Here is a 20,986-nt window from a genome sequence, read left to right on the forward strand (position 1 = left end):
GTGTCGTCAGTCCTGAAGTCGCTTGCGGAAGGCATGCACGGCCAAGGTCACGCCCACCGCGGCGAAGACCAGCAGGTAGGCCAGGTGCGCGGCGATCGGCCAGGGGGGCGCGGTGCCCAGCGTCGCCGCCCGGTTCAGCTCGACCCCGTGCCACAGCGGGGACACGTAGGCCAGCGGCCGGGCGAGCACAGGCAGCTGTTCGACCGGGAAGAACACCCCGGCGAACAGCGTGGAGGGGATGACCACGAAGCGGAACAGCATCGCGAAGTAGCTGTCTTGCTCGATGCTCGCGGAGAAGGCCATCGTCGGCGCGGCCACCGCGAGCGCCACCAGCGCGCACACCAGCGGTGTGACCAGGGCCCAGGGCGAGTGCAGGGCGCCGAACAGCGCGGTGATGGCGAGGAACACCACCACGGCGATCTGGACGCGGATCAGGATGTACAGCAGCCAGCCGCAGACCATGTCGCCGACCTCGACGGGGGTGGCGCGCATCGCGTGGTAGGCCCGGACCCACTTGAAGTCGCCGAGCACGGGATAGGTGCACTCGCCCACCGACATCTGGAACGCGGTCGAGGCGAGCACGCCGGGGACGATCCACGACAGGTAGTGCACGCCGGCGATGTCGCCCACGTGGCCGCCGAGCCCGATGCCGATGCTGATGAGGAACAGCACCGGCAGCAGGAAGGAGGAGAACGCCGAGGCCCGCCACAGCCGGCGGTACAGCAGGAGGCTGCGCTCCAGCACCGCCAGCGTCGAGCTCGCGGTGACCTGTGTCGTCAGGGCCATCAGTCGACCAACGTCCGGCCGGTGAGGTGCAGGAACACATCCTCCAGGGTGGAGCGGCGCACCAGCACGCTGGAGGGGGCGAGCCCGCGCCGGTGGACCTCGGTGGTGGCCGCGTCGCCATCGGTGGTGTACACCAGGATCCGGTCGGGCAGCGGGTCGACGCGCTGGCCGATGCCGGCGAGCTTGCCCGCCAGGTCGGCCAGGCGCTCGTCTCCGAAGCGCAGCTCGACCACCTCGGGGGTGGAGTAGGTCTCGATCAGCGAGCGCGGGGACCCCTCGGCGACGATGCGCCCGCCGTCCATGACCACCAGCCGGTCGCACAGCTGCTCGGCCTCGTCCATGTAGTGGGTGGTGAGCACCAGCGTGGTGCCTCGTCGCTTGAGCTGGAACAGCCGCTCCCACAGCAGGTGGCGGGCCTGCGGGTCAAGGCCGGTGGTGGGCTCGTCGAGCAGGATGATCTCGGGGTCGTTCACCAAGGCCCTGGCGATGGTGAGCCGGCGTTTCATGCCGCCCGACAGCGGTTCGACCTGGCTGCCGGCCCGGTCGGCCAGCTGCACGAACTCCAGCAGCTCATCGGCCCTGCGGCGTGCGTCTGGGCGGCTGATGCCGAAGTAGCGGGCGTAGGTGGTGAGGTTCTCGCGCACGCTGAGGTCGGGGTCGAGGTTGTCCAGCTGCGGGCAGACGCCGAGCCGTCCGCGGATCTGGGCGCCGTCGCTTGCGGGATCCATGCCCAGGATGCGCAGCTCGCCCTCGGTGGGCAGCGACACGCAACTGATCATGCGCATCGTGGAGGATTTGCCGGCGCCGTTGGGGCCGAGGAAGCCGAACGCCTCGCCGGGGGCGACATCGATGTCGATGCCGTCCACGGCGGTGAAGTCGCCGAAGCGTTTCACCAGGCCACGGGCGTGAATCAAAGGTTGCTCAGGCACGAGGCGACCCTAACGAACCCGACCGACATCCTCGCAACCGGTTTTACGCCGGGCGGCGGGCTACTCCACGACGAGCTCGACGGGGATGTTGCCCCGGGTGGCGTTGGAGTAGGGGCAGACCTGGTGTGCGGCCTCGACCAGTGCCCGGCCGGGCTCGCCCTGCAGTTCCTCGGGCAGCTCCACGCGCAGCGTGACGGTGAGCCCGAACGCCCGGTCCTCGCCGGCCACCAGCCCGACCTCGGCGGTCACCGACGCCTGTGACACGTCGTGCTTCATCCGCCGGGCCACCAGGGTGAGCGCGCTGGCGAAGCAGGCGGCGTATCCGGCGGCGAACAGCTGCTCGGGGTTGGTGCCCTCACCGCTGCCGCCGAGGGCCTTGGGCGGGGCCAGCGTGACGTCCAGCAGTCCGTCGGAGGACACGGCGCGTCCCTCCCGGCCCGAGGCGGTGGCGATCGCGGTGTACAGCGCGCTCATGAGCTTGCCCTTTCTGTCGGCGGCCAACTGATTGTGCACAATATAATTGTGCGCAGTCAAGTTGTAGACTGCTGGACATGAAGGACGAGCTGCTGCGCCTGGACCGCCAGGTCTGCTTCGCCGTGCACGCCACTTCCCGGGCGCTGGACGGGGTCTACCGGCGCGAGCTGGCCGAGCTCGGCCTCACCTACCCCCAGTACCTGGTGATGCTGGTGCTGTGGGAGCACCAGCCGGCCGCCGGCGACCCGCCGCTGACCCTCAAGCGGCTCGGCCAGGCCCTGCGGCTGGACTCCGGCACGCTGTCGCCCCTGCTCAAGCGCCTGGAGGCGGCGGGGCTGGTGCGCCGCGACCGCGACACCCGCGACGAGCGGTCACTGCACGTACGCCTCACGCCCGCCGGCGCGGCCCTGCGCGCCCGCGCCCGCAAGGTGCCCGAGCGCGTCTTCGCCGCCACCGGACTGGACGAGAGCGAGCTCACCCACCTGCGGCAGGTGCTCGCCCGGGTGACCACCGCCCTGGACGCGGAGGCCGCCATCTAGCGCGACCGGCGCAAATCCACCACCACCCACAGGGCCGTACGCGACCTCATCGGTCAGTGGCGCGCGGTCACACGTCCCAGGTGACCGGCAGGCTCTTGACCCCGTAGATGTCCGCGGTCTCCGGGCGCAGGGGGACCTCGTCAGCCGGTACGGCCAGGCGCAGCGTGGGGAAGCGGTTGACCAGCGCGGGGAAGGCGACCCGCATCTCGACGCGGGCCAGCTGCTGACCCAGGCACTGGTGGATGCCGTGGCCGAAGGCCAGGTGCCCGCCGTCCTGCCTCCCGAGGTCGAGCACGTGGGGATCGGCGAAGCGCTCGGGGTCGCGGTTGGCGGTGTTGTACGACAGGATGACCATCGTACCGGCCTTGATGGTGTGGCCGTCCAGCTCGACGTCCTCCAGCGCCGTCCTCATGAACGTCTTGGCGACGCTCAGATACCGCAGCAGCTCCTCCACGGCCTTGTCGGTGAGCCCGGGGTCGGCGCGCAGCGCGGCGAGCTGCTCCGGGTTCCGCAGCAACGCGAAGGTGCCCAGCGCCAGCATGTTCGCGGTGGTGTCGAACCCGGCCGACAGCAGAATCAGGCTCATTCCCCGCAGCTCCTCATCGGTCAGATCGCTGTCCATGAGGTCGCTGAGCACGTCGTCGGCGGGGTTCGCGCGCTTGGCGGCCACCAGCTCCGCGAGGTACTGCTGGGTCGCGGTGTAGGCCGCGATCATGTCCTCGTCGCTTGTCTCCCCGCCGAGGAACTTGTCGATGTGCTCCTGGAAGGAGCCCCGGTCCTCGTACGGCACCCCCAGCAGCTCACAGATCACGATGGCGGGGACGGGCTTGGCGAACGCGGTCACCAGGTCGGTCGGCGGCCCGGCCTTCTCCATGGCGTCCAGGTGGTCGGCGGTGATCTGCTCGACGCGCTCGGTGAGCTGTCGCATCCGCCGGACGGTGAACTTGCCCACCAGCGGTTTGCGATAGCGCCCGTGCTGTGGTTCGTCCATGAGGAGGAACTCGCCGGGCGGCGCCGGAGGGACCTCGATCTCGCCGAAGTCGATGGTCGGGTGGTGACGCATGAACTCCTTGCGGGAGCTGAACCGCGAGTCGGCCAGGACCGACCGGAGCAGGTCGTATCCGGTGATCAGCCAGCCCTGGTGTCCGTCGGGGAAGGGGTACCGGCTGATGGGGCCGTGCTCGCGGGCCTGGATCAGCTCCTTGGGCGGGTCAAAGGGACAGCCGGGCTGACGTGCGGCCGGCAGTGTGGTGACGGTGTATTCCATGGTCGTTCCTCTCATCGCCCGAGGCTCTAATCGCGATAGTACGTGTCTTCCGCGGCTCGGAAGCGGCGTCGCATTCAGCCACCATCGCCGACCGCGCTGATACCGGGCCGTCGCCGTGCTGACACGGCCGCTGACACCACACCGCATCAAGCGGGCCGACCAGCCCGGCAACCGGCTCGGGACCGCGCCACCGTTCGGCACAATGACTGAGGTGAGAGTTGAACTGCTTGGACCGTTCGAGATCCGGAACCGCGATGGGGCCGTGGTGGAGGTTCCTGGCATTCGGCTGCGCGCGCTGCTGGCCGCACTCGCCCTCGAACCCGGCCGGATCGTCTCGCGCGTGAGGCTGGTCGACTGGATCTGGGGACAACGGCCGCCCGCGGACGAAGTGAACGCCTTGCAGGCGTTGGTGTCCCGGTTGCGCAGGGCGCTGCCGGACGGTGTGATCGAGGCGGATTCCGGCGGGTACCGGCTGGCCGTGGCTCCTGACGCCGTGGACGTGTGCCGGTTCGAGCACCTGGTCGGTCAGGCTCGCGCCGCCGAGCCTGCGGAGCGGGCCGATCTGCTGCGCTCGGCCCTGGCATTGTGGCGCGGTACGGCCATGGCCGACATCGCGCTGCGAGACAGCGACGCGTTCGACGCCGCGGTCGCGCGTCTGGACGAGCTATACGTTGCCGCGCTCGGGGATCGGGTGGATGCCGATATCCGCCTCGGCCGGGGCTCGGAGCTGGTCTCCGAGCTGACCGAGCTGGTCGCCACGTATCCGCTGCGGGAGGGGTTCGTGGCGGCCCTGATGCGGGCGCTCGCCGAGGCGGGGCGTGGGACCGAGGCCTTGACCGTGTACCAGCGGACACGCGAGCGGCTCGCTGAGGAGTTGGGCGCCGATCCGTCGGCCGAGCTCTCCGCACTGCACACCGCGTTGCTGCGGGGCGAGCTGGGGGAGCGGGCGGAGAACCACCGGACGAACCTGCGCGCCGAGCTGACGAGTTTCGTGGGCAAGGACGATGACATCTCCGCGGTCGCCGGTCTGGCCATCAAACACCGGCTGGTCACCTTGACGGGGCCGGGTGGCTCGGGCAAGACAAGGCTGGCCACGGAGACAGCGCGGACGATGCTCGCCGAGCTGCCTGATGGGGCGTGGCTGATCGAACTGGCCTCGGTGCGGGCGGGCGGTGAGCTGGCGCAGGCCGCCCTTACCGCGATCGGCCTGCGTGATCAGGCATTGCTCGGTGGTGCGCGGGGTGGGGAGCCGATGGATCGGCTCATCGCCGCGGTCAGGGAGCGCGCGATCTTGCTGATCCTGGACAACTGCGAGCACGTGATCGAGGCGGCCGCGGCCTTCGCCGACCGGCTTCTGGGGGAGTGCCGCAGCCTGCGGATCGTGGCCACGAGCAGGGAACCACTCGGTATCACCGGGGAGGTGCTGTGGCAGGTCGAGCCACTCGCGCTGCCCGCCAAGGGAGCGGACCCCTCCCAGGTCGGGTCCTCACCCGCGGTGCGGCTGCTGCGGGACCGCGCCGATCTGGTGCGCAAGGACATCGGCTCTGACGCGCTGACCCTCTCGGCCATGGCGCGGATCTGCCGGGCGCTCGACGGGGTGCCGCTGGCGATCGAACTGGCCGCGGCACGGCTGCGCACCATGTCCATCGACCAGCTGGCGCATCGGCTCGATGACCGATTCCGTCTGCTGACCAGCGGCAGCCGTACGGCGCTTCCCCGGCACAAGACGCTGCGCGCGGTCGTCGACTGGAGCTGGGATCTGTTGACCGCGGCCGAACGCGGCGTGCTGCGGCGGCTGTCGGTGTTCTCCGGCGGGGCGAGCCTGGAAGCGGCCGAACGGGTGTGCGGGGACGAGGTGTTCGCCGGCGAGCAGGTGCTCGACGTGCTGACCGCGTTGATCGAGAAGTCGCTGCTGCTCGCCGACGGCCAGGGCGCGCCGCGCTACCGGATGCTCGACACCATCAGGGAATACGCGGCACACCGGCTCGCCGAGGCCGGGGAGAGCGAGCCGGCGCGCCGGGCGCACCTTGCCTACTTCACCGAGCTGGCCGAGACGGCCGATCCGCACCTGCGCCGGGCCGAGCAGCTGGAATGGCTGTCCACGCTCGAGACCGAGCACGACAACATCAGCGCGGCCCTGCGCGGGGCGATCGCCGAGGGATGGGCACAGGAGGCGATGCGGCTGGTCGGGGCCGTGGGCTGGTACTGGTACCTCAGTGGGCACAGGGCCGAGGGCACCGAGCTGAGCATCGCGGCGGCCTCGCTGCACGGTGAGGTGTCCGATGAGGTGCGGGCGATGGCGTACATCATCGTGACGGTGTTCGTGACCTCCGGGCCCGGCGGCGATCAGTATATGGCGCGGGAGTGGATCCAGGAGGCACACCGGTTGTCCCAGCGCAGCGGGTATCGCCACCCGATGCTCGGGTTCGTCGTGCCGCTGGAGCGGATGCTGCAGGGGGCGACGGAGTTCCTGTCCGCGTTCGACCCGCTCATCGCCGACGACGATGATCCATGGGTGCGCGCGCAGGCCAGGCTCAGTCGTGGCCGATTGCGGCTCACGCTCGGCGGCGACGAGACCGATGTGGACATCGACGCCAAAATCGCCCTTGCCGAGTTCCGCACGGTGGGTGACCGGTGGGGGATCTCGTCGGCGCTGACCTTCGTGGCCGATCGGCTCGCCATGCGCGGCGAGTTCGCACGCGCGTGTGAGCACTACGAAGAGGCGGTCGCGGCGCTGACCGAGGTAGGTGCGACCGAGGACGTGGTCGGCCTGCGGGCGCGGCAGGCTCAGCTGTACTGGCTGCTCGGCGACGAGCGATTCAGCACGGCCGCCATGGCCGAAGCGCAGCGGTGCGCGGACGAAGTCGCCTGGCCGGACACGCTCGCCGAGCTGGCGCTTTCGAAGGCGCAGCTGGCGCGCTGGCGCGGCGAGCCGGACGAGGCACACCAGCACCTGGCCACGGTGCGGGCGATGCTGGACAACACGGAGGTAGGCGACTGGGTCCGCGCCAAGGCCATGGACATGTACGGCTACCTCGCCGAGGATCTCGAGAAGGCCCGCGCGCATTGGACCGAGGCGTTCCGCGTGGTGACAAGGTACGCGTATCCACCCGGGATCGCCGAGGTGTTGATCGGGATCGCCGATCTCGCGCTGCGCCAGGGACAGTACGAGCAGGCCGTGCGATTGCTCGCGGCGAGCGAGGGCGTGCGCGGTACGCCGGATCGTTCGCAGCCGGACGTCTCCAGGATCGCCGCGGACACGCGCGATCGCCTCGGTGAGACCGTGTTCGCCGAGGCGACCCGTGCCGGTCAGCGGCGCGATTGGCGTGAGCTGGCCGAGATCACCCTCGGTTCGTGAACGACACGCGCGCCTACAGGTCCGCGCCGACCGGCGGTCCCGGCGCAGGCGGCCGGTGACCGGCGCCGTGACAACGCCGGGCGGTGAACGGGCGTCGAACTAGCGCGGGCGCCCACGCCTGGTGAATCGGGGCGCGGGGTCACTGAGAGGGATGGGTGGGGTCATGGCTGTGCGGATCGCGGTCCGGTCGGACGACCCGGCCGGGGACCTCGACGACCTGCGCAGACGGCTGGCAGGCGAACGGGAGTCGCGCGGCCGGGTGGAGGCCGTGCCGGCGCCGCCGCCGGAGGGCGTCCTGTCGCCCGTCGTCGACGTGCTGCTGGTGGCGCTCGGCCCGGCGGGCGCGGTGACCAGCCTGGCCGCCGTGCTCGTCACCTGGCTGCGCCGGCGCCGCCCGGACGTGTCGATCGAGGTGGTCCGAGCCGACGGAGCCAAGCTCACCATCTCCGCCACCGACCTCGGCGACATGGACGGCGCGCGCATGGCCGCGTACGTCGACCGGCTCGCCGCCGCCCTCGACGGCGGCGAGCCGTCCCCGCCGCCCACCGGCCCGGACGAAACGGCACCCGCCGAGCGCCAGGTCCTGGGCGGCGCTCCGGACACGGACGCTGATGGCGCTCCGGGCACGGACGCTCTGAGCATGGACGTCGACGGTGCTCTGGGCATGGACGTCGACGGTGCTCTGGGCATGGACGTCGACGGTGCTCTGGGCATGGACGCCGAGAGTGCTTCCGGCACGGACGCCGACGGGGCGCCGGGCGGAGATGGCGGGCAGGGAGCGCGGCGGCCGGGCGGCCGGGGGTGACGTCCTGGGCGCCGACCGACCTGTCAGGCCCTGGCGTCCAGGTCCTGCTGGTGGGCGTGAGCAGGTACCCGGCCGCGGACCGGCGTTACCTGCCGGACGTCCCCGCCGTGGAGACCACGGTCGAGGATCTGCACGAGACGCTGGTCGCCCGGTGCGGCGTCGCGGAGGCGTCGATCACCAAGCTGCTGAACCCGGACGGACCAGAGAAGCTGTTCTCCGCCATCTCCGAGGTCAGCCGGCGTGCCACTACCGTCTTCCTGCTGTACTTCGCCGGGCACGGCAACCTCACCTCCGACCGCTTCTACCTCGGCACCGCCAAGTCCGACCAGCGGACCTACCACCTGCGTGAGCGCTGGCTGGACTTCGACGACGTGGCCGGTGCCCTCGCCGAGAACGCGGTGGCCTCGACCGTGGTCATCCTGGACTGCTGCTTCTCCGGCCATGCCGCGCTGCGCGGCGGCGCGCACTACCTGCTGGCCTCGGCGGGGCCCACGGAGTTCGCGCTCGCGCCGCCCGGCGCCCGTCACACCGCCTTCACCGGCCGGCTGATCGATCTGTTGCGGGACGGCACCCCCACCGGCCCGTACGCGTTGAAGCTGGACGATCTCTTCCGGCACCTGGACCGCACGCTGGAGGTGCGCCCGCACCATCGGTCCGGCGACTCGGCGCAGAACCTCCTGGTCGCCTACAACCCGGCCTATCGGGCACCGCAGATGCCCGGAGGACCGACCGGCGAGCCGGACGAGGTGGCCGACACAGCCTGCCCCTACCCGGGCATGGCGCCCTACGGCACCGACATGGCCCGCTACTTCCATGGCCGGGGCAAGGACGTGGAGGAGCTGGCCGACCGGCTGCACCGGGACGACCGCCCGTTCATGCTGATCGGCCCTTCCGGCTTCGGCAAGTCGTCGCTGCTGCGCGCCGGTCTGATCCCCGCCGTGCGGCAGCGGGGGATCGGCGGCCGGGCCGTGGTGGACATCCTCGTCGAGCCGGGCGCCGTCCCCCTGGACGCGCTCGCCCGCGCCATCGCCCGGGCGACCCGCGCCGACGACGCCGACGTGCGGGCGGCCCTGGACGCCGACCCGGCCGGGGCGGTGCGCCGGTCGCTGGAGCCGGTCCTCGGCGACGACGGCCGGGCGTTGCTCGTCGTCGACCAGTTCGAGGCCGTGTTCTCGGCGCCGGAGGCGGAGCGGGAGGCGTTCGTCGCGGCCGTGCTCCCCGCCGAGCCGGGGCGCGTCCGTGTCGTCCTCGCGGTCCGCCCGGACTTCACCGGGCACTGCCTGGCCTTCCCCGCGCTGGCCGACCTGCTCGACGACCGGCCGTACTACCTGCGCCCCATGGCGGAGCCGCAGCTGCGGGAGGCGATCCGGGGTCCCGCGCGGGCGGCGGGGCTGGACCTGCAGGACGGCCTGGTCACGCTGCTCCTGCGCGGCGGGCGCGTCCCCGCCCTGCCGCAGTTGTCGTACGCGCTGACCGTCACCTGGGCGCACCGGGCCGACCGGGTGCTCACCGTCAAGGCGTACGAGGAGTCCGGCGGCATCGACGGCGCCCTGCGCAAGGCGGCCGAGGAGGCGGACGCCGCGCTGACCGGGCCGCTGCGGCCCGCGGCGCGGCGCATGCTGCTCGCCCTGGTGGTCAGCCCGCACGACGAGCTGGTGATCTGCCGGCCGGTCCCGCTGGCGCGGTTGCTCGATGCGGAGGCCGACGCGGCGGCGGCCCGGCAGGCGCTCAAGGTCCTCACCGACGCCCGCCTGCTGAGCGTGGACGGCGACCGGAACGTCTCGATCGTCCACGACTCGCTCACCGGGAGCTGGCCGCTGCTCGCCGAGGTGATCGCGCTGAACCGCGACTGGATCCGCCGGCGCGGGCAACTCGAGGTCGACTCCGCCGCCTGGCAGGCCGCCGACCCGGACACCAAAGACCGCGCGGTCTACCAGGGCGCGATCCTGGACGGGGCGGTGGCGCTCGCCCGGTCACGCGACGACGTTCCGCCTCTGGTCGCCGCTTTCCTGGACGCCGGGCTGGAGCACCGTGAGCGGCTGGACCTGGCCGAGCGGCGGGTCACCCGCCGCCTGCGGCGCCTGCTGGCGGCGCTGGCCGTCGTGAGCGTGCTGGTCGCGGCCACCAGCGTGATCGCGTTCCGGCAGCGCGGCGAGGCCGTGCTGGCGGCCCGGGTCGCGGTGGAGCAGCGCGACGTCGCCGACTCCGGGAGGCTGGGGCGGACGGCGGTCGCCCTGGCCGAGCGGCGGCCGAACCTGGCCAGGCAGCTCGCGCTCACCGCCTACCGGATCTCCCCGACCCCGGAGGCGTACGCCGCGCTGTTCGCGCTCCAGAGCGCGCCCGCGGTGGTCGACTCGCAGCAGAAGGTCTACCAGACGGCCTTCCGCCCGGACGGGCGGCTCATGGCCCTGGGCAGCGGGACCGTGCTGCTCTGGGACCTGCCCCGCCGGACGGCGCGCGGGAAGGTGAACCCCGGGCCCGGCGCCCTGAAGTTCACCGAGTTCGTGCTCGGCGGCCGTGGCCTGCTCACCGCCACCCGGGACGGCATCGTGCTGCTGTGGGACGTGTCCGACCCCGACCGGCCGTCGATCACCGTGGACCTGACCGACGTCATGGGCAGGGCCGACGAGGAGTTCCGTGCCGTCCAGACGATGGCGCTCAGCCCCGACCGCCGGATCCTCGCCATCTGCGACAGCCGGGACGACGGCTACCGAGGGTTGGCCCTGTGGGACGTCGCCGACCCCGTGCGTCCGCGGCGGCTGTCCCTGTCGGTCGCCCGCGGCCAGGGCCCCGCGGAGAGGCTGCTCTTCAACGGCGACGGCAGCATGCTGGCCGCGGCCGAGGGCGGGGCCGCCACCCTGATCGACGTCTCCCGGCCACGCGCGCCCCGGAGGCTGGCGAAGATCTACTACGGCGCCTACGGGATGAGCGGCCTGGCCTTCAGCCCGGACGGGCGGCTGCTCGCGACCGGGGACTCCAACATCGATGGCTACGTCGGCGGCGTCGACACGGTCCGGCTGTGGGACATCTCCGCTCCCGAGCGTCCTCTCCCGCGCCGCACCCTGAACGGGCACACCAACTCGGTGAACGGGCTGGTCTTCAGCCCGGACGGCGCCCTGCTGCTGTCCGCCTCCCAGGACTCCACGCTCGGGGTATGGGACGTCCGGGACCCCGGCGCGGCCCGGCAGGTGCGCGTCGTGTCCGGCCATACCGACGCGGTCGCCGACGTCGGCCTGCTGCCGGGCGGCGCAGGGTACTTCTCCGCCTCCTTGGACGGCACCGTCCGGCTCTGGGACGCCGCGGACCTCACCAACCCCGGGGCCCTCGCCTCGTTCCCCACACCGGGAAAGGACCCGCGGGAGACCACCGGCCAGGACGACCTGCTGGACGTGACCTTCAGCCCGGACGGCCGCACGCTGGTGGCGGCCGCGATGGACGGGACCACCCACGTCTGGTCGGTCGCCGATCCGCGGCGCCCGGTCCTGCGGCAGACCCTGGACGAGCACGGCAGCTGGGTCAACAGCGCCGCCTTCACCCCCGACGGCCGCCTGCTCGTCACCGCGGGCAAGGACGCCGACGTGGTCGTCTCGGCCGTGAGCCCGCAGGGGGAGATGCGCCGGCTCACCGAGTTCACCCCCGACCCCGGCAGCGTGGTCTGGTGGACCGCGGTCAGCCCGGACGGCCGCGTCCTGGCCACCAGCGGCGGTACCCCGGCGCTATGGGACCTGGCCTCGCCGGCGAAGGACGGCGAACCTCCACTGCTGGCCCGCCTCCCGGGGGACCCCATCACGCCCAGCAGAGCGGTCGCCATCAGCGACGACGGCGCTCTGCTCGCCGTGGGCGACCAGAGGGCGGACATCCGGGTGTACCGGATCACCGACCCCCGCCACCCCGAGCCGCTCGCCCGCTTCCGCGCGCCCGGCGATGAGGTGTCGACGCTCGCGTTCCGCCCGGGCGGCCACATCCTCGCCGCCTCCGGGGGCAACCCGCTGGACTTCGAGTCCGACGAGCGGCGGCTCCAGCTGTGGGACCTGTCCCGGCCGCGTTCCCACCGGCCGCTCGTCGGCGTGCAGGACCACCAGGACTGGGTGAACGAGGTGGCGTTCAGCCGGGACGGCAGGCTGCTGGCGGCGGCCGGGGTGGACCAGACCCGCGTGTGGGACGTGAGCACGCCCGCCGCGCCGCACCTGGTGGCGACCCTCGACGCCCACGACGGCGAGGCCACCGCCGTGGCGTTCGGGCCCGGCGGACTGCTGGCGGCCGCCTCCGACGGGAAGGTCTCCCTGTACCCCACCGCGCCCGAACGGCTCGTCGCCCGGCTCTGCGCGTCCTTCGGCGCCCCCATCAGCGAGCCGGAGTGGGGCCAGTACGTGCCCGGACGGACCTACAGCCCGCCCTGCGGGCCGCCGGCCGACGAGGAGCAGGCCGTGCGCCCCACCTCGCCCATCCCCGGCCCGGTGACCCCCGCCTACGCCACGCCCGACCCCACGGCGACCACGCCGACACCGGTCGAGGTGGACCTGCTGCGCATCGGCGACTGCTTCGAGCGTGGCCCGGACCAGCGGCGGGTGCTGCGGCTGGACTGCTCCGCCCCGCACACCTTCGAGGTCGTCGCCGACGGGGCGAACGAACAGGGCGGCTGTCACTCCCAAGTGCATCGCCTGTTCCCCGGGGTACGGACGCCCTCGGAGGAGGGATCAGGCCCGCCCACGCTGTACTGGGGCTACTTCGAGCGCCGGAACCGGGGGGGCCAGGCGTTCTGCTACGTCTGGCGTCCGGACGGCGTCAAGACCACCGGGCCCCTGCCGCGCCCGGCGACGGCCACGCCCTGGTGACCGCTCGGTCACGCTATCGGGGGGTCAGCACACAGAACTCATTGCCGTCGGGATCGGCCATCGTCACCTGACCGTCCTCGTGCCGGCCGATGTCGATGCGAGTGGCGCCGAGGGAGATGAGACGGTCGACCTCCGCCTGCTGATCACCATGCGCAGGTGGGGCGAGGTCGAAGTGCAGTCTGTTCTTCCCGGTCTTCGGCGCCACCGGCGGGCCGCCCCAGGTGACCTTCGGGCCGCCGTGCGGCGAGCGGATGGCGGTCTCCTCGTCCTGGTCCCAGACCAGCGGCCAGCCCAGCGCCTGGCTCCAGAAGTACCCGACCTGCTGCGAACCGTCGGACGAAAGCGCTCCGATGAAACCGCAGTCGGCGAGGAACTTGTTGTCCCACTCGATGACGCAGAACTCGTTGCCTTCGGGGTCGGCGAGCACCACATGACGCTCTTCCGGCAGTTGCCCGATGTCGATGTGCCGCCCACCCAGTTCGAGCGCCCTGGCCACCGTCTGCCGCTGGTCCTCAACGGAGGTGCTCGTCAGATCGAAGTGGATCTGGTTCGGGCCGGTCTTCTTCTCCTCGGTGGCAAGGAATCGGATCCGGAACCCGGTGTCGTCGTTGGGCAGCAGCGTGATGCCATCGTGAGCGTCGTCGGCCATCTCCCAGCCCAGGACTCCGGCCCAGAAGCGCGCCAGACGCGGCGGGTCGTTCGCATCGAAGCAGAGCGCGACGAGCTGACAGGTCATTCCCGCATCTCCAAAGTGTCGACTCAAAGGCGCAGACAGGGCACCTCCCGCCGCGCAGGACGAAGGCCAACGCTAGCCCGCTGGAGGATCGTGACGCCAACGCATTTCGGGCTCCGCCCGGCAGCCCTGGTGGGCGCCGGTCACGCCCGCCGGGCGACGGCGGTGATGAGCGGTTGCAGCAGCCGGGCCGCCAGCGGCCCGAACGCGGCCAGGATCAGCACGTACCCCGCGGCCAGCGGCCCCAGATCGGGATGCGCTCCGGCCGCCACCGCCAGCCCCGCGATGACGATGTTGAACTCCCCGCGCGGGATCAGCGCGATGCCCGCCCGGGCCTGCCCGGCCCTGCCGACCCCGGCGCGCCGCGCGGCGTACACGCCGGTGCCCAGCTTGGTGGCCATGCTGACCACGGCCAGCAGGACCGCCACCGGGGCCATCGGCAAGATCGCGGCGGGGTCGGTCTGCAGCCCGAAGAAGACGAAGAACACCGCGGCGAACAGGTCGCGCAGCGGGATCAGCAGGGTGCGCGCCTCGTGGGCCAGCTCGCCCGACAGCGCGATGCCCACCAGGAAGGCGCCCACCGCGGCCGACACCTGCAACTGCTGTGCCACTCCGGCCACCAGCAGCGCCAGGCCCACGACCTTCAGCAACAGCACCTCGGAGTTGGGGCTGGCGACGAACTTCTCGATGATGCGGCCGTAGCGCAGCGCGACCAGCAGCACGACGCTGACCGCGGCCAGCGCGATGGCCACGCTGACGGCCCCGCCGATCAGGCTGACCCCGGCCAGGATCGCGGTCAGGACCGGCAGGTACAGCGCCATCGTCAGGTCTTCGAAGACCAGCAGCGACAGCACGACCGGGGTCTCGCGGTTGCCGATCCACCCAAGATCGGACAGCACCTTGGCGGTGATGCCGGAGGAGGTCGCGTAGGTCACCCCGGCCATCGCCACCGCCGCGACCGGCCCCCAGTCGAGCACCAAGGCGACGATCACCCCTGGTGCCGCGTTGAGCACCAGGTCCACCAGGCCGCCGCGGGCGTTGCCGCGCAGGCTGGTCACCAGCTCGTCGGCGTTGTACTCAAGGCCGAGGGTCAGCAGCAGCAGCACCACGCCGAGCTCGGCGCCGACGGAGATGAACTCCCCGCTGGTGGCGAGGGGCAGGATGCCGCCCTGGCCGAAGGCCAGCCCGGCGATCAGATACAGCGGGATGGGGGAGATGCCCCCTCGCAGTGCCAGCGCTCCGAGCACGCCGAGGGCCAGTACGATGCCGCCGAGTTCGATGAAGAGTATCGCCGTGTGCACGCCGGCCTATCCGTTGGACAGGATGTCGGCGACGGCGGTGGTGCTCTCGGGACTGCCCACCACGACCACCACGTCCCCGCTGGCGAGCGGGAAGTCGGGGGTGGGGCTGGCGTGGACCTGCCCGCCCCGCACCACGGCCACGATCGAGGCGCCGGTCCTGGTGCGCACGCGGGCGTCCCCCATCGGCCGGTCGGCGTAGGGCGAGCCCTCCAGGATGGGCAGCTGGACGCTGACCAGCCCCTCGACTTCGCGGTGCAGGGCGTTGAGCCGCTGGACGATGCGAGGAGCGCCGAGCAGCTCCACCAGCGCGTCGGCTTCCTCGTCGTTGAGCTGGATGGCCTCACAAGCCCGGTCGGGGTCGTGCCGGTCGTAGATGACCAGGTCGCGGCGGCCCGTGCGGTGGGAGACCACCGCGATCCTGCGGCCGGCGTGGGTGGTGAACTCGTGCTTGAGCCCTATGCCCGGCAGCGCGGTCTGTTCGATCTCCACCAGGCCCGCCCCCCTTCGGTCGTCCGGTCGCGCCCACCCGCACAGGGCCGGAGCGAACGGCCGGGCGGCGGGTGGACCCTTGCGAGGCTAACACGGACAAACACCGTCAGATCACCACGCTGAGTGCCAGGACCAGCACCAGCCCGACCACCGAGATCACCGTCTCCATCGCCGACCAGGTCTTGAGGTTCTGGCCCACGCTGAGCCCGAAGTACTCCTTGACCAGCCAGAAACCCGCGTCGTTGACGTGCGAGAAGAACAGCGACCCCGCGCCGATGGCCAGCACCAGCAGCGAGGTCTGCCCGGTGTCCAAGGTGGTGACCAGCGGGGCCAGGATGCCCGAGGCGGTGACGGTGGCCACCGTGGCCGACCCGGTGGCAAGGCGGATGAGCACCGCGACCAGCCAGGCCAGCAACAGCACCGACAGCCCGCTGTTCTGCACCCAGTCGGCCACCAGCTTGCCGATGCCGGTGTCGACCAGGGTCTGCTTGAACCCGCCGCCCGCGGCGACGATCAAAAGGATGCCCGCGATCGGCGGCAGCGCGCGCTCCAGCGAGGTGGCGATGGCCTTGCGGTCCATGCCGGCGCCCAGGCCAAGGGTGAAGATCGCGACCAGCACGGCGATGAGCAGCGCCACCAGCGGGGTGCCGAGGAAGTCCAATACGGTGCGCACCACGGTGCCCTCGGCCGCGACCAGGTCGGCGACGGCCTTGCCCATCATCAGCACCACCGGCAGCAGCACGGTGGCCACGGTGACGCCGAACGAGGGGCGGCGCGCGCCTTCGCGCTCATCGCGGGTCTGGTACAGCTCCGGCGCCGGGACATCGACCCAGCGGGCGGCGTACCGGGCGAACAGCGGGCCGGCGATGGCCACCGTCGGCAGCGCGATCAGCACGCCAAGGCCCAGGGTGATGCCGAGGTCGGCCTTGAGCGCGTCGATGGCCACCAGCGGCCCCGGGTGCGGCGGCACCAGCCCGTGCATCACCGAAAGTCCCGCAAGGGCCGGGATGCCCACCCGGACCAGTGACAACCCCGAACGGCGTGACACCAGGAAGATGACCGGCATCAGCAGCACCAGGCCGATCTCGAAGAACATCGGCAGGCCGATCAGCGACCCCACCGCCGCCATCGCCCACGGCAGAGATCGAGGGCTGGACCGGCCGACGATGGTGTCCACGATCTCGTCGGCGCCGCCGGAGTCGGCCAGCAGCTTGCCGAACATCGCGCCGAGCGCGATCAGCGTGCCCACACCCGCGGCCGTGCTGCCGAACCCGTTGGTGAAGCTGGTGATGACATCGGCCATGGGCAGGCCCGCGATGGCGCCGACGGCCAGCGAGCCGAGGGTGAGGCTGAGGAAGGGGTGCAGCCGGAAACGGGTGATCAGCACCACGATCAGCGCGATGCCGATCAGCGCGGCCGGCACCAGCCGCCCGCTGGACACCGCCGCCTGCGGCGCGGCCAGCGCGATCAACGAGGGGGTCATCTCGGCTCTCCTGAGTCCCCCTGCGGGCCGGGCGACGGCTCGGCGGGGGCGGTGGGGGACGGGGGCGTGGCGGCGAGGTAGTCCTGCACGAGTTGGTCGACGCTCCTGCCGAGGTCCAGCACCAGGCCGTGCTCGTCGGGCTGCAGCGGTTCCAGGATCGCGAACTGCGAGGCGACCAGCGTGGCGGGCATGAAGTGGCCGGGCCGGCCGGCGACCCGCCGGCGCACCAGCTCCGGCTCGCCGTGCAGGTGGACGAAGACCACCTGCGGCGCCGCCTGGCGCAGTACGTCGCGGTAGGCGCGCTTGAGCGCCGAGCAGCTCATCACCCCGCCGCCGACGGCGTGTTCGGCCAGCCAGGCGCCGACCGAACGCAGCCAGGGCAGCCGGTCGTCGTCGTCCAGGGGGGTGCCGGCCGACATCTTGGCGACGTTGGCCGCGCTGTGGAAGTCGTCGGCGTCGGCGAACGGCACCCGCAGGCGACGGCTCAGGGCCGCGCCGACGGTCGTCTTGCCGGAGCCGGTCACGCCCATGACCACCAGCAGCGGCGGCGCGGGGGTTTGAGGCGGCGCGGCCGGGGGAGTCGGGGGCGGGGGATCGGTGGGGTTCATTGGACGCCCTCTCGGATGGAACTGCCCGACAGGGTTTCACGAATAATCATCTGTAATCAAGGGGTAACGCCTAATTAATCATATCTTTTAGCTGTTTGGGCGGCGTTGAGCTTGTATCGTGGCAAGATGGGCGACCGTGGGAGCCAATGACCGGATCAATCCCGGGCTGCACGCCAGCGTGCTCGACCAGCTGGGCGTCCTGATCACCTCCGGCGCGTTCCCCTCCGGTCACGTCCTGCGCATCGAGCAGCTCGAAGACCGCTTCGGGGTGTCGCGATCGGTCATCCGCGAGGCCATCCGCGTCCTTGAGTCGATGGGCCTGCTGAGCAGCCGGCGCCGCGTCGGCCTCACCGTCGCCCCCCGCGCCGGATGGAACCTGTTCGACCCGCGCGTCATCCGCTGGCGCCTGGACGGCGCCGACCGCCACCAGCTGCTGCTGTCACTGGGCGAGCTGCGCCGCGGCGTCGAGCCGGTGGCCGCCGCCCTGGCCGCCCGCCACGCCACCCCCGAGCAGTGCGGGGTGCTGACCGGCGCCGTCATGCAGATGGCCGTGCACGGCAAGGCCGGCGACCTGGAGGCCTACCTGGCCGCCGACATCGTCTTCCACCGCACCCTGCTGCGGGCGTCCGGCAACGAGATGCTGGGCGCGCTCACCGACGTGGTCGCCGAGGTGCTCACCGCCCGCACCCACCACCACCTCATGCCCGCCCACCCCCAGCCGGAGGCCATCCGCCGGCACGCCGAGGTGGCGCAGGCCGTACAGGCGGGCGACCCCGAGGCCGCCGAACGCGCCATGCGCGACATCCTGGAAGAGACCGCCCGCGCCATGCTCACCACACCGCCCAAGGACACCACCGGCGCGGTCGAGGACTGATCGGCCACCCGGCCGGCACCCCTATCCCGCCCGTGATCCCTGCGGGATTGGCGGCACCGCCGACCGGGTGCGACGGCGACAGCTCGTCCTTGGCGGTCTTGAATGGGTGAGGACGGCGACGGAACGCTGACCGGTGATCATCGCTGGTGTGTCATGGGCGCGGGCCGTTCATGGCATCACGACGAGCCGCCTGCCTTTGAGGTCGGTTCGCTGCCAGGCGGTCTCGATGTCGCTCAGCGGGACCTTCTCCACGTCGAAGGTGAGCTCGCCGGACCGCGTCCACGTCACGATCTGCTGGTACACCTCGTCCATGGTCTGCGGGCCGAGGCCCTTGGCCGCGCCGTAGATCTCCACGCCGGAGGTGCGCAGGCTCGACGCGGCAAGGGCGAGCTCGGTGCCGGCCGACTCGCCGATCTGGACCACCCGGGTCGGCTTGCCGAACGCGAACGACCGCGGCACCAGCGCGCGCAGCAGGATCTCGCTGGGCCTGCCCCACAGGTAGTCCACGACGACGTCGTAGCCGTCCCCCCTGGCGTCGAGGTACGCCTGCGCCAGAGCCTCGTCGGAGACCGCGGTGTTGATCACCGTGTCGGCCCCGATGGCCTGTACCCCGCGCAACTGGTCGTCGTCGCGGCCGGTGGCGACGATCCGGCCGGCGCCCAGCAGCCGGGCCACCTTGACCGCGAGCCGCCCGGCGACCCCGGTGGCGCCCTGCACCAGCACCGTCTCCCCGGGAACGAACCCCGCGGCCGTCTTCATCGACATTGCGGTGATGCCCGAGGCCATCACGGTCGCCACGGCCGGGTCGATGCCGTCGGGGATCGGCACGTAGGAGCCCTGGGGCACCACGGCCTTCTCGGCGAGCGCGCCGTAGGGCAGGCGGATGTTCCCGAATCCGACGACAGTGCCGTCTGGGAGGGCGCCGATGCCGTCGAAGGCAGGGATCGCCGGAAACCGGCCGATGTACTTCTCGCTGGCGTAGTGCGTGCCGGCCGCGATCGCCTTGTCGACGTTCTCGACGGCGACCGCCTTGACGTCGATGATCACCTCGTCGTCGCCGGCCACCGGATCGGGGAAGTCCTCATAGCGTGGGATGCCGCCGGCCTCGTGGAGCACCGCTGCCTTCATCCCAGCTCCTGACCGAATAAGCGGGCGATCCGCGTCTGCCACGCCGCCAGGACGCGAGGCGGACGGGCCGGCGAGTGGTTGAACCCGTGGTGGTGCGAACGGTGGTGCGTGAGCGAGTGCCGCCACCCATGGCCGTGGCGGCCCTGGCCCTGGTGGCCGGCCGGCCGCTCGATGTGCGCGGGAATCCCCGGAATGCGATGGGTCGCCCAGTGCAGCAGATCGCGGAGCGAGTGCCGGTGTCTCATCGTTGCCTCCCCTGGTACATCAGTCTCTATCACTGATAGAGGACTCTACCACTGATAGAGTCCGGAAGGGAGGTGCCGGGAATTGGCTCTGGACAAGCAGCGGATCGTCACCGAGGCCGTCGCGCTACTGGACGCCGAGGGTCTCGACGGCGTGACCACGCGCAAGCTGGCCGCCCGGCTCGGCGTACAGTCGCCGACCCTTTACTGGCACATCCCGAACAAGGCGGCGCTGGTCACCGCGATCGCCGAGGCGATTCTTGAGCAGCAGTTCCCCGAGCCGGCGTCGGCCGCGCCGGAGGAGTGCTGGCAGGACTGGCTGATCGGCCTGGCCGGGCGGCTGCGGCGCGCGTTGCTGGCCCACCCGGACGGAGCCCGGATCATCGCGGCCTCCCAGCTGTCCCTCAAGATGGCCGCCATCTCCGAACTGGCGATGAGCACACTGGTCGGGCGGGGCATTCCCTTGCGGCAGGCTCGCCTGATCGTGTTGACGGTGTTGCGCTTCACCGTCGGCTACGTCCTGGAGGAACAGGTCGGCCGCCCCGACGCGGACGCCCTGGACGGTTTCGACATGGCCGCGTACGCCGCGGCGTACCCCACCGTAACGGCCGGTGTGGCCGAGTACTTCCAACCCGGACGCACCGTCGACGATCTGTTCCGCGATTGTCTGGAACAGATCATCCATGGCCCTGCCGCGCAGTCCGGTCCCACGTCCTGACCGGTCAGCCGCTCCGAGGCGTGATGCGCGCCTCAGCGGCGGCCCGGCAGGTCGGCCTGACCCGCCTGCTCGACCCCGCGCCACCGTTCGCCCTCAACGATCGCGTACGCCGCCGACACCGCGGTCAGCACGCAACTGACGAAGAACACCGACCAGACCTGCTGCAGCGCCCCGTACACGGCCAGCACCACGAAGACGAGCACGCCGGCGCACGCGGCGACCAGCGCGGCACTCGGCGAACGGCGGTCCCGGCCCGCCGTGCCGGCCCGGCGCGGGCCTCGGGACACCAGCCGGTCCGCCGGCGGCGGACGATACAAGTGATCGCGCGGGCCGGCGGGCTCGCGACCGGGTTCCTCGGAACGGTCCATAACCCAGCCCTACCCAAGGGCCTCACCGGCCTCACCGGCCAGGCCCGCC

17 protein-coding genes are annotated in these 20,986 nt (G+C 71.8%); 6 read left to right on the forward strand and 11 right to left on the reverse strand.

Features of this window, described 5'->3' with window-relative positions:
* Window positions 1–6 precede the first annotated feature (6 nt).
* From ABD810_RS33755 to ABD810_RS33765, 3 genes are read right to left on the reverse strand one after another with little or no spacing between them, the layout of a single operon-like run.
* Window positions 7–786 carry an ABC transporter permease gene (locus tag ABD810_RS33755; RefSeq protein WP_344950294.1) on the reverse strand — a complete coding sequence of 260 codons (780 nt, stop codon included), beginning with the start codon at window positions 784–786 and terminating at the stop codon, window positions 7–9.
* Entirely contained in the window at window positions 786–1,715 is a 930-nt protein-coding gene (locus tag ABD810_RS33760) for an ABC transporter ATP-binding protein (protein WP_344950297.1), read from the reverse strand. The genes ABD810_RS33755 and ABD810_RS33760 overlap by 1 nt, the downstream gene beginning before the upstream one ends.
* Before the next feature lie 60 nt (window positions 1,716–1,775).
* Complete coding sequence (locus ABD810_RS33765) at window positions 1,776–2,189, reverse strand: organic hydroperoxide resistance protein (protein WP_344950351.1); 414 nt, start codon at window positions 2,187–2,189, stop codon at window positions 1,776–1,778.
* Window positions 2,190–2,266: 77 nt separating this feature from the next.
* On the opposite strand from ABD810_RS33765, the gene ABD810_RS33770 reads away from it, so the two are divergent.
* Window positions 2,267–2,728: a MarR family winged helix-turn-helix transcriptional regulator gene (locus ABD810_RS33770; protein WP_344950300.1), complete on the forward strand. Its 462-nt coding sequence runs from the start codon at window positions 2,267–2,269 to the stop codon at window positions 2,726–2,728.
* Window positions 2,729–2,795: 67 nt separating this feature from the next.
* Here ABD810_RS33770 and ABD810_RS33775 read toward each other — a convergent pair whose 3' ends face one another.
* Window positions 2,796–3,995, reverse strand: coding sequence for a cytochrome P450 (locus tag ABD810_RS33775; RefSeq protein ID WP_344950302.1), 1,200 nt, complete (start codon window positions 3,993–3,995; stop codon window positions 2,796–2,798).
* A 211-nt stretch (window positions 3,996–4,206) separates the two neighbouring features.
* On the opposite strand from ABD810_RS33775, the gene ABD810_RS33780 reads away from it, so the two are divergent.
* From ABD810_RS33780 to ABD810_RS33790, 3 genes are all read left to right on the forward strand, one after another.
* The gene (locus tag ABD810_RS33780; protein ID WP_486387630.1) at window positions 4,207–7,353 is read left to right on the forward strand and encodes an AfsR/SARP family transcriptional regulator; all 3,147 of its coding nucleotides are present in this window, start codon (window positions 4,207–4,209) and stop codon (window positions 7,351–7,353) included.
* 163 nt (window positions 7,354–7,516) lie between these two features.
* Window positions 7,517–8,158 (forward strand): effector-associated constant component EACC1, encoded by a 642-nt coding sequence (locus ABD810_RS33785; RefSeq protein ID WP_344950308.1) that lies wholly within the window; start codon window positions 7,517–7,519, stop codon window positions 8,156–8,158.
* Window positions 8,155–12,993 carry a caspase, EACC1-associated type gene (locus ABD810_RS33790; RefSeq protein WP_344950311.1) on the forward strand — a complete coding sequence of 1,613 codons (4,839 nt, stop codon included), beginning with the start codon at window positions 8,155–8,157 and terminating at the stop codon, window positions 12,991–12,993. Before ABD810_RS33785 ends, ABD810_RS33790 begins: the two co-directional genes overlap by 4 nt.
* Window positions 12,994–13,006: 13 nt before the next feature.
* Here ABD810_RS33790 and ABD810_RS33795 read toward each other — a convergent pair whose 3' ends face one another.
* The 5 genes from ABD810_RS33795 to ABD810_RS33815 form a co-directional block, all read right to left on the reverse strand.
* The gene (locus tag ABD810_RS33795; protein WP_344950315.1) at window positions 13,007–13,729 is read right to left on the reverse strand and encodes a VOC family protein; all 723 of its coding nucleotides are present in this window, start codon (window positions 13,727–13,729) and stop codon (window positions 13,007–13,009) included.
* Between the two features lie 140 nt (window positions 13,730–13,869).
* A complete protein-coding gene (locus tag ABD810_RS33800) occupies window positions 13,870–15,027 on the reverse strand; it encodes a cation:proton antiporter (protein ID WP_344950318.1) in 1,158 nt (385 codons plus the stop codon).
* 6 nt (window positions 15,028–15,033) lie between these two features.
* Window positions 15,034–15,516, reverse strand: coding sequence for a cation:proton antiporter regulatory subunit (locus ABD810_RS33805; RefSeq protein WP_344950320.1), 483 nt, complete (start codon window positions 15,514–15,516; stop codon window positions 15,034–15,036).
* A gap of 106 nt (window positions 15,517–15,622) precedes the next feature.
* Complete coding sequence (locus tag ABD810_RS33810) at window positions 15,623–16,999, reverse strand: GntP family permease (RefSeq protein WP_344950323.1); 1,377 nt, start codon at window positions 16,997–16,999, stop codon at window positions 15,623–15,625.
* Window positions 16,996–17,529, reverse strand: a complete 534-nt coding sequence (locus ABD810_RS33815; protein ID WP_425567002.1) for a gluconokinase — start codon at window positions 17,527–17,529, stop codon at window positions 16,996–16,998. The genes ABD810_RS33810 and ABD810_RS33815 overlap by 4 nt, the downstream gene beginning before the upstream one ends.
* A 214-nt stretch (window positions 17,530–17,743) precedes the next feature.
* On the opposite strand from ABD810_RS33815, the gene ABD810_RS33820 reads away from it, so the two are divergent.
* A complete protein-coding gene (locus ABD810_RS33820; RefSeq protein WP_344950329.1) occupies window positions 17,744–18,481 on the forward strand; it encodes a FadR/GntR family transcriptional regulator in 738 nt (245 codons plus the stop codon).
* A 168-nt stretch (window positions 18,482–18,649) separates the two neighbouring features.
* Here ABD810_RS33820 and ABD810_RS33825 read toward each other — a convergent pair whose 3' ends face one another.
* On the reverse strand, window positions 18,650–19,609 hold the full coding sequence (locus ABD810_RS33825) for a quinone oxidoreductase family protein (protein WP_344950332.1): 960 nt from the start codon (window positions 19,607–19,609) through the stop codon (window positions 18,650–18,652).
* A gap of 327 nt (window positions 19,610–19,936) precedes the next feature.
* Between ABD810_RS33825 and ABD810_RS33830 the strand changes: the two genes are divergently transcribed.
* A complete protein-coding gene (locus ABD810_RS33830) occupies window positions 19,937–20,569 on the forward strand; it encodes a TetR/AcrR family transcriptional regulator C-terminal domain-containing protein (protein ID WP_344950335.1) in 633 nt (210 codons plus the stop codon).
* Between the two features lie 32 nt (window positions 20,570–20,601).
* Here the strand turns inward: ABD810_RS33830 and ABD810_RS33835 are convergent, their stop codons facing one another.
* Window positions 20,602–20,856: a hypothetical protein gene (locus tag ABD810_RS33835; protein ID WP_344950338.1), complete on the reverse strand. Its 255-nt coding sequence runs from the start codon at window positions 20,854–20,856 to the stop codon at window positions 20,602–20,604.
* Between the last annotated feature and the right edge of the window lie 130 nt (window positions 20,857–20,986).

The sequence above is a fragment of the Sphaerisporangium flaviroseum genome (assembly GCF_039537005.1).
In the GTDB taxonomy this organism is placed as follows: domain Bacteria; phylum Actinomycetota; class Actinomycetes; order Streptosporangiales; family Streptosporangiaceae; genus Sphaerisporangium; species Sphaerisporangium flaviroseum.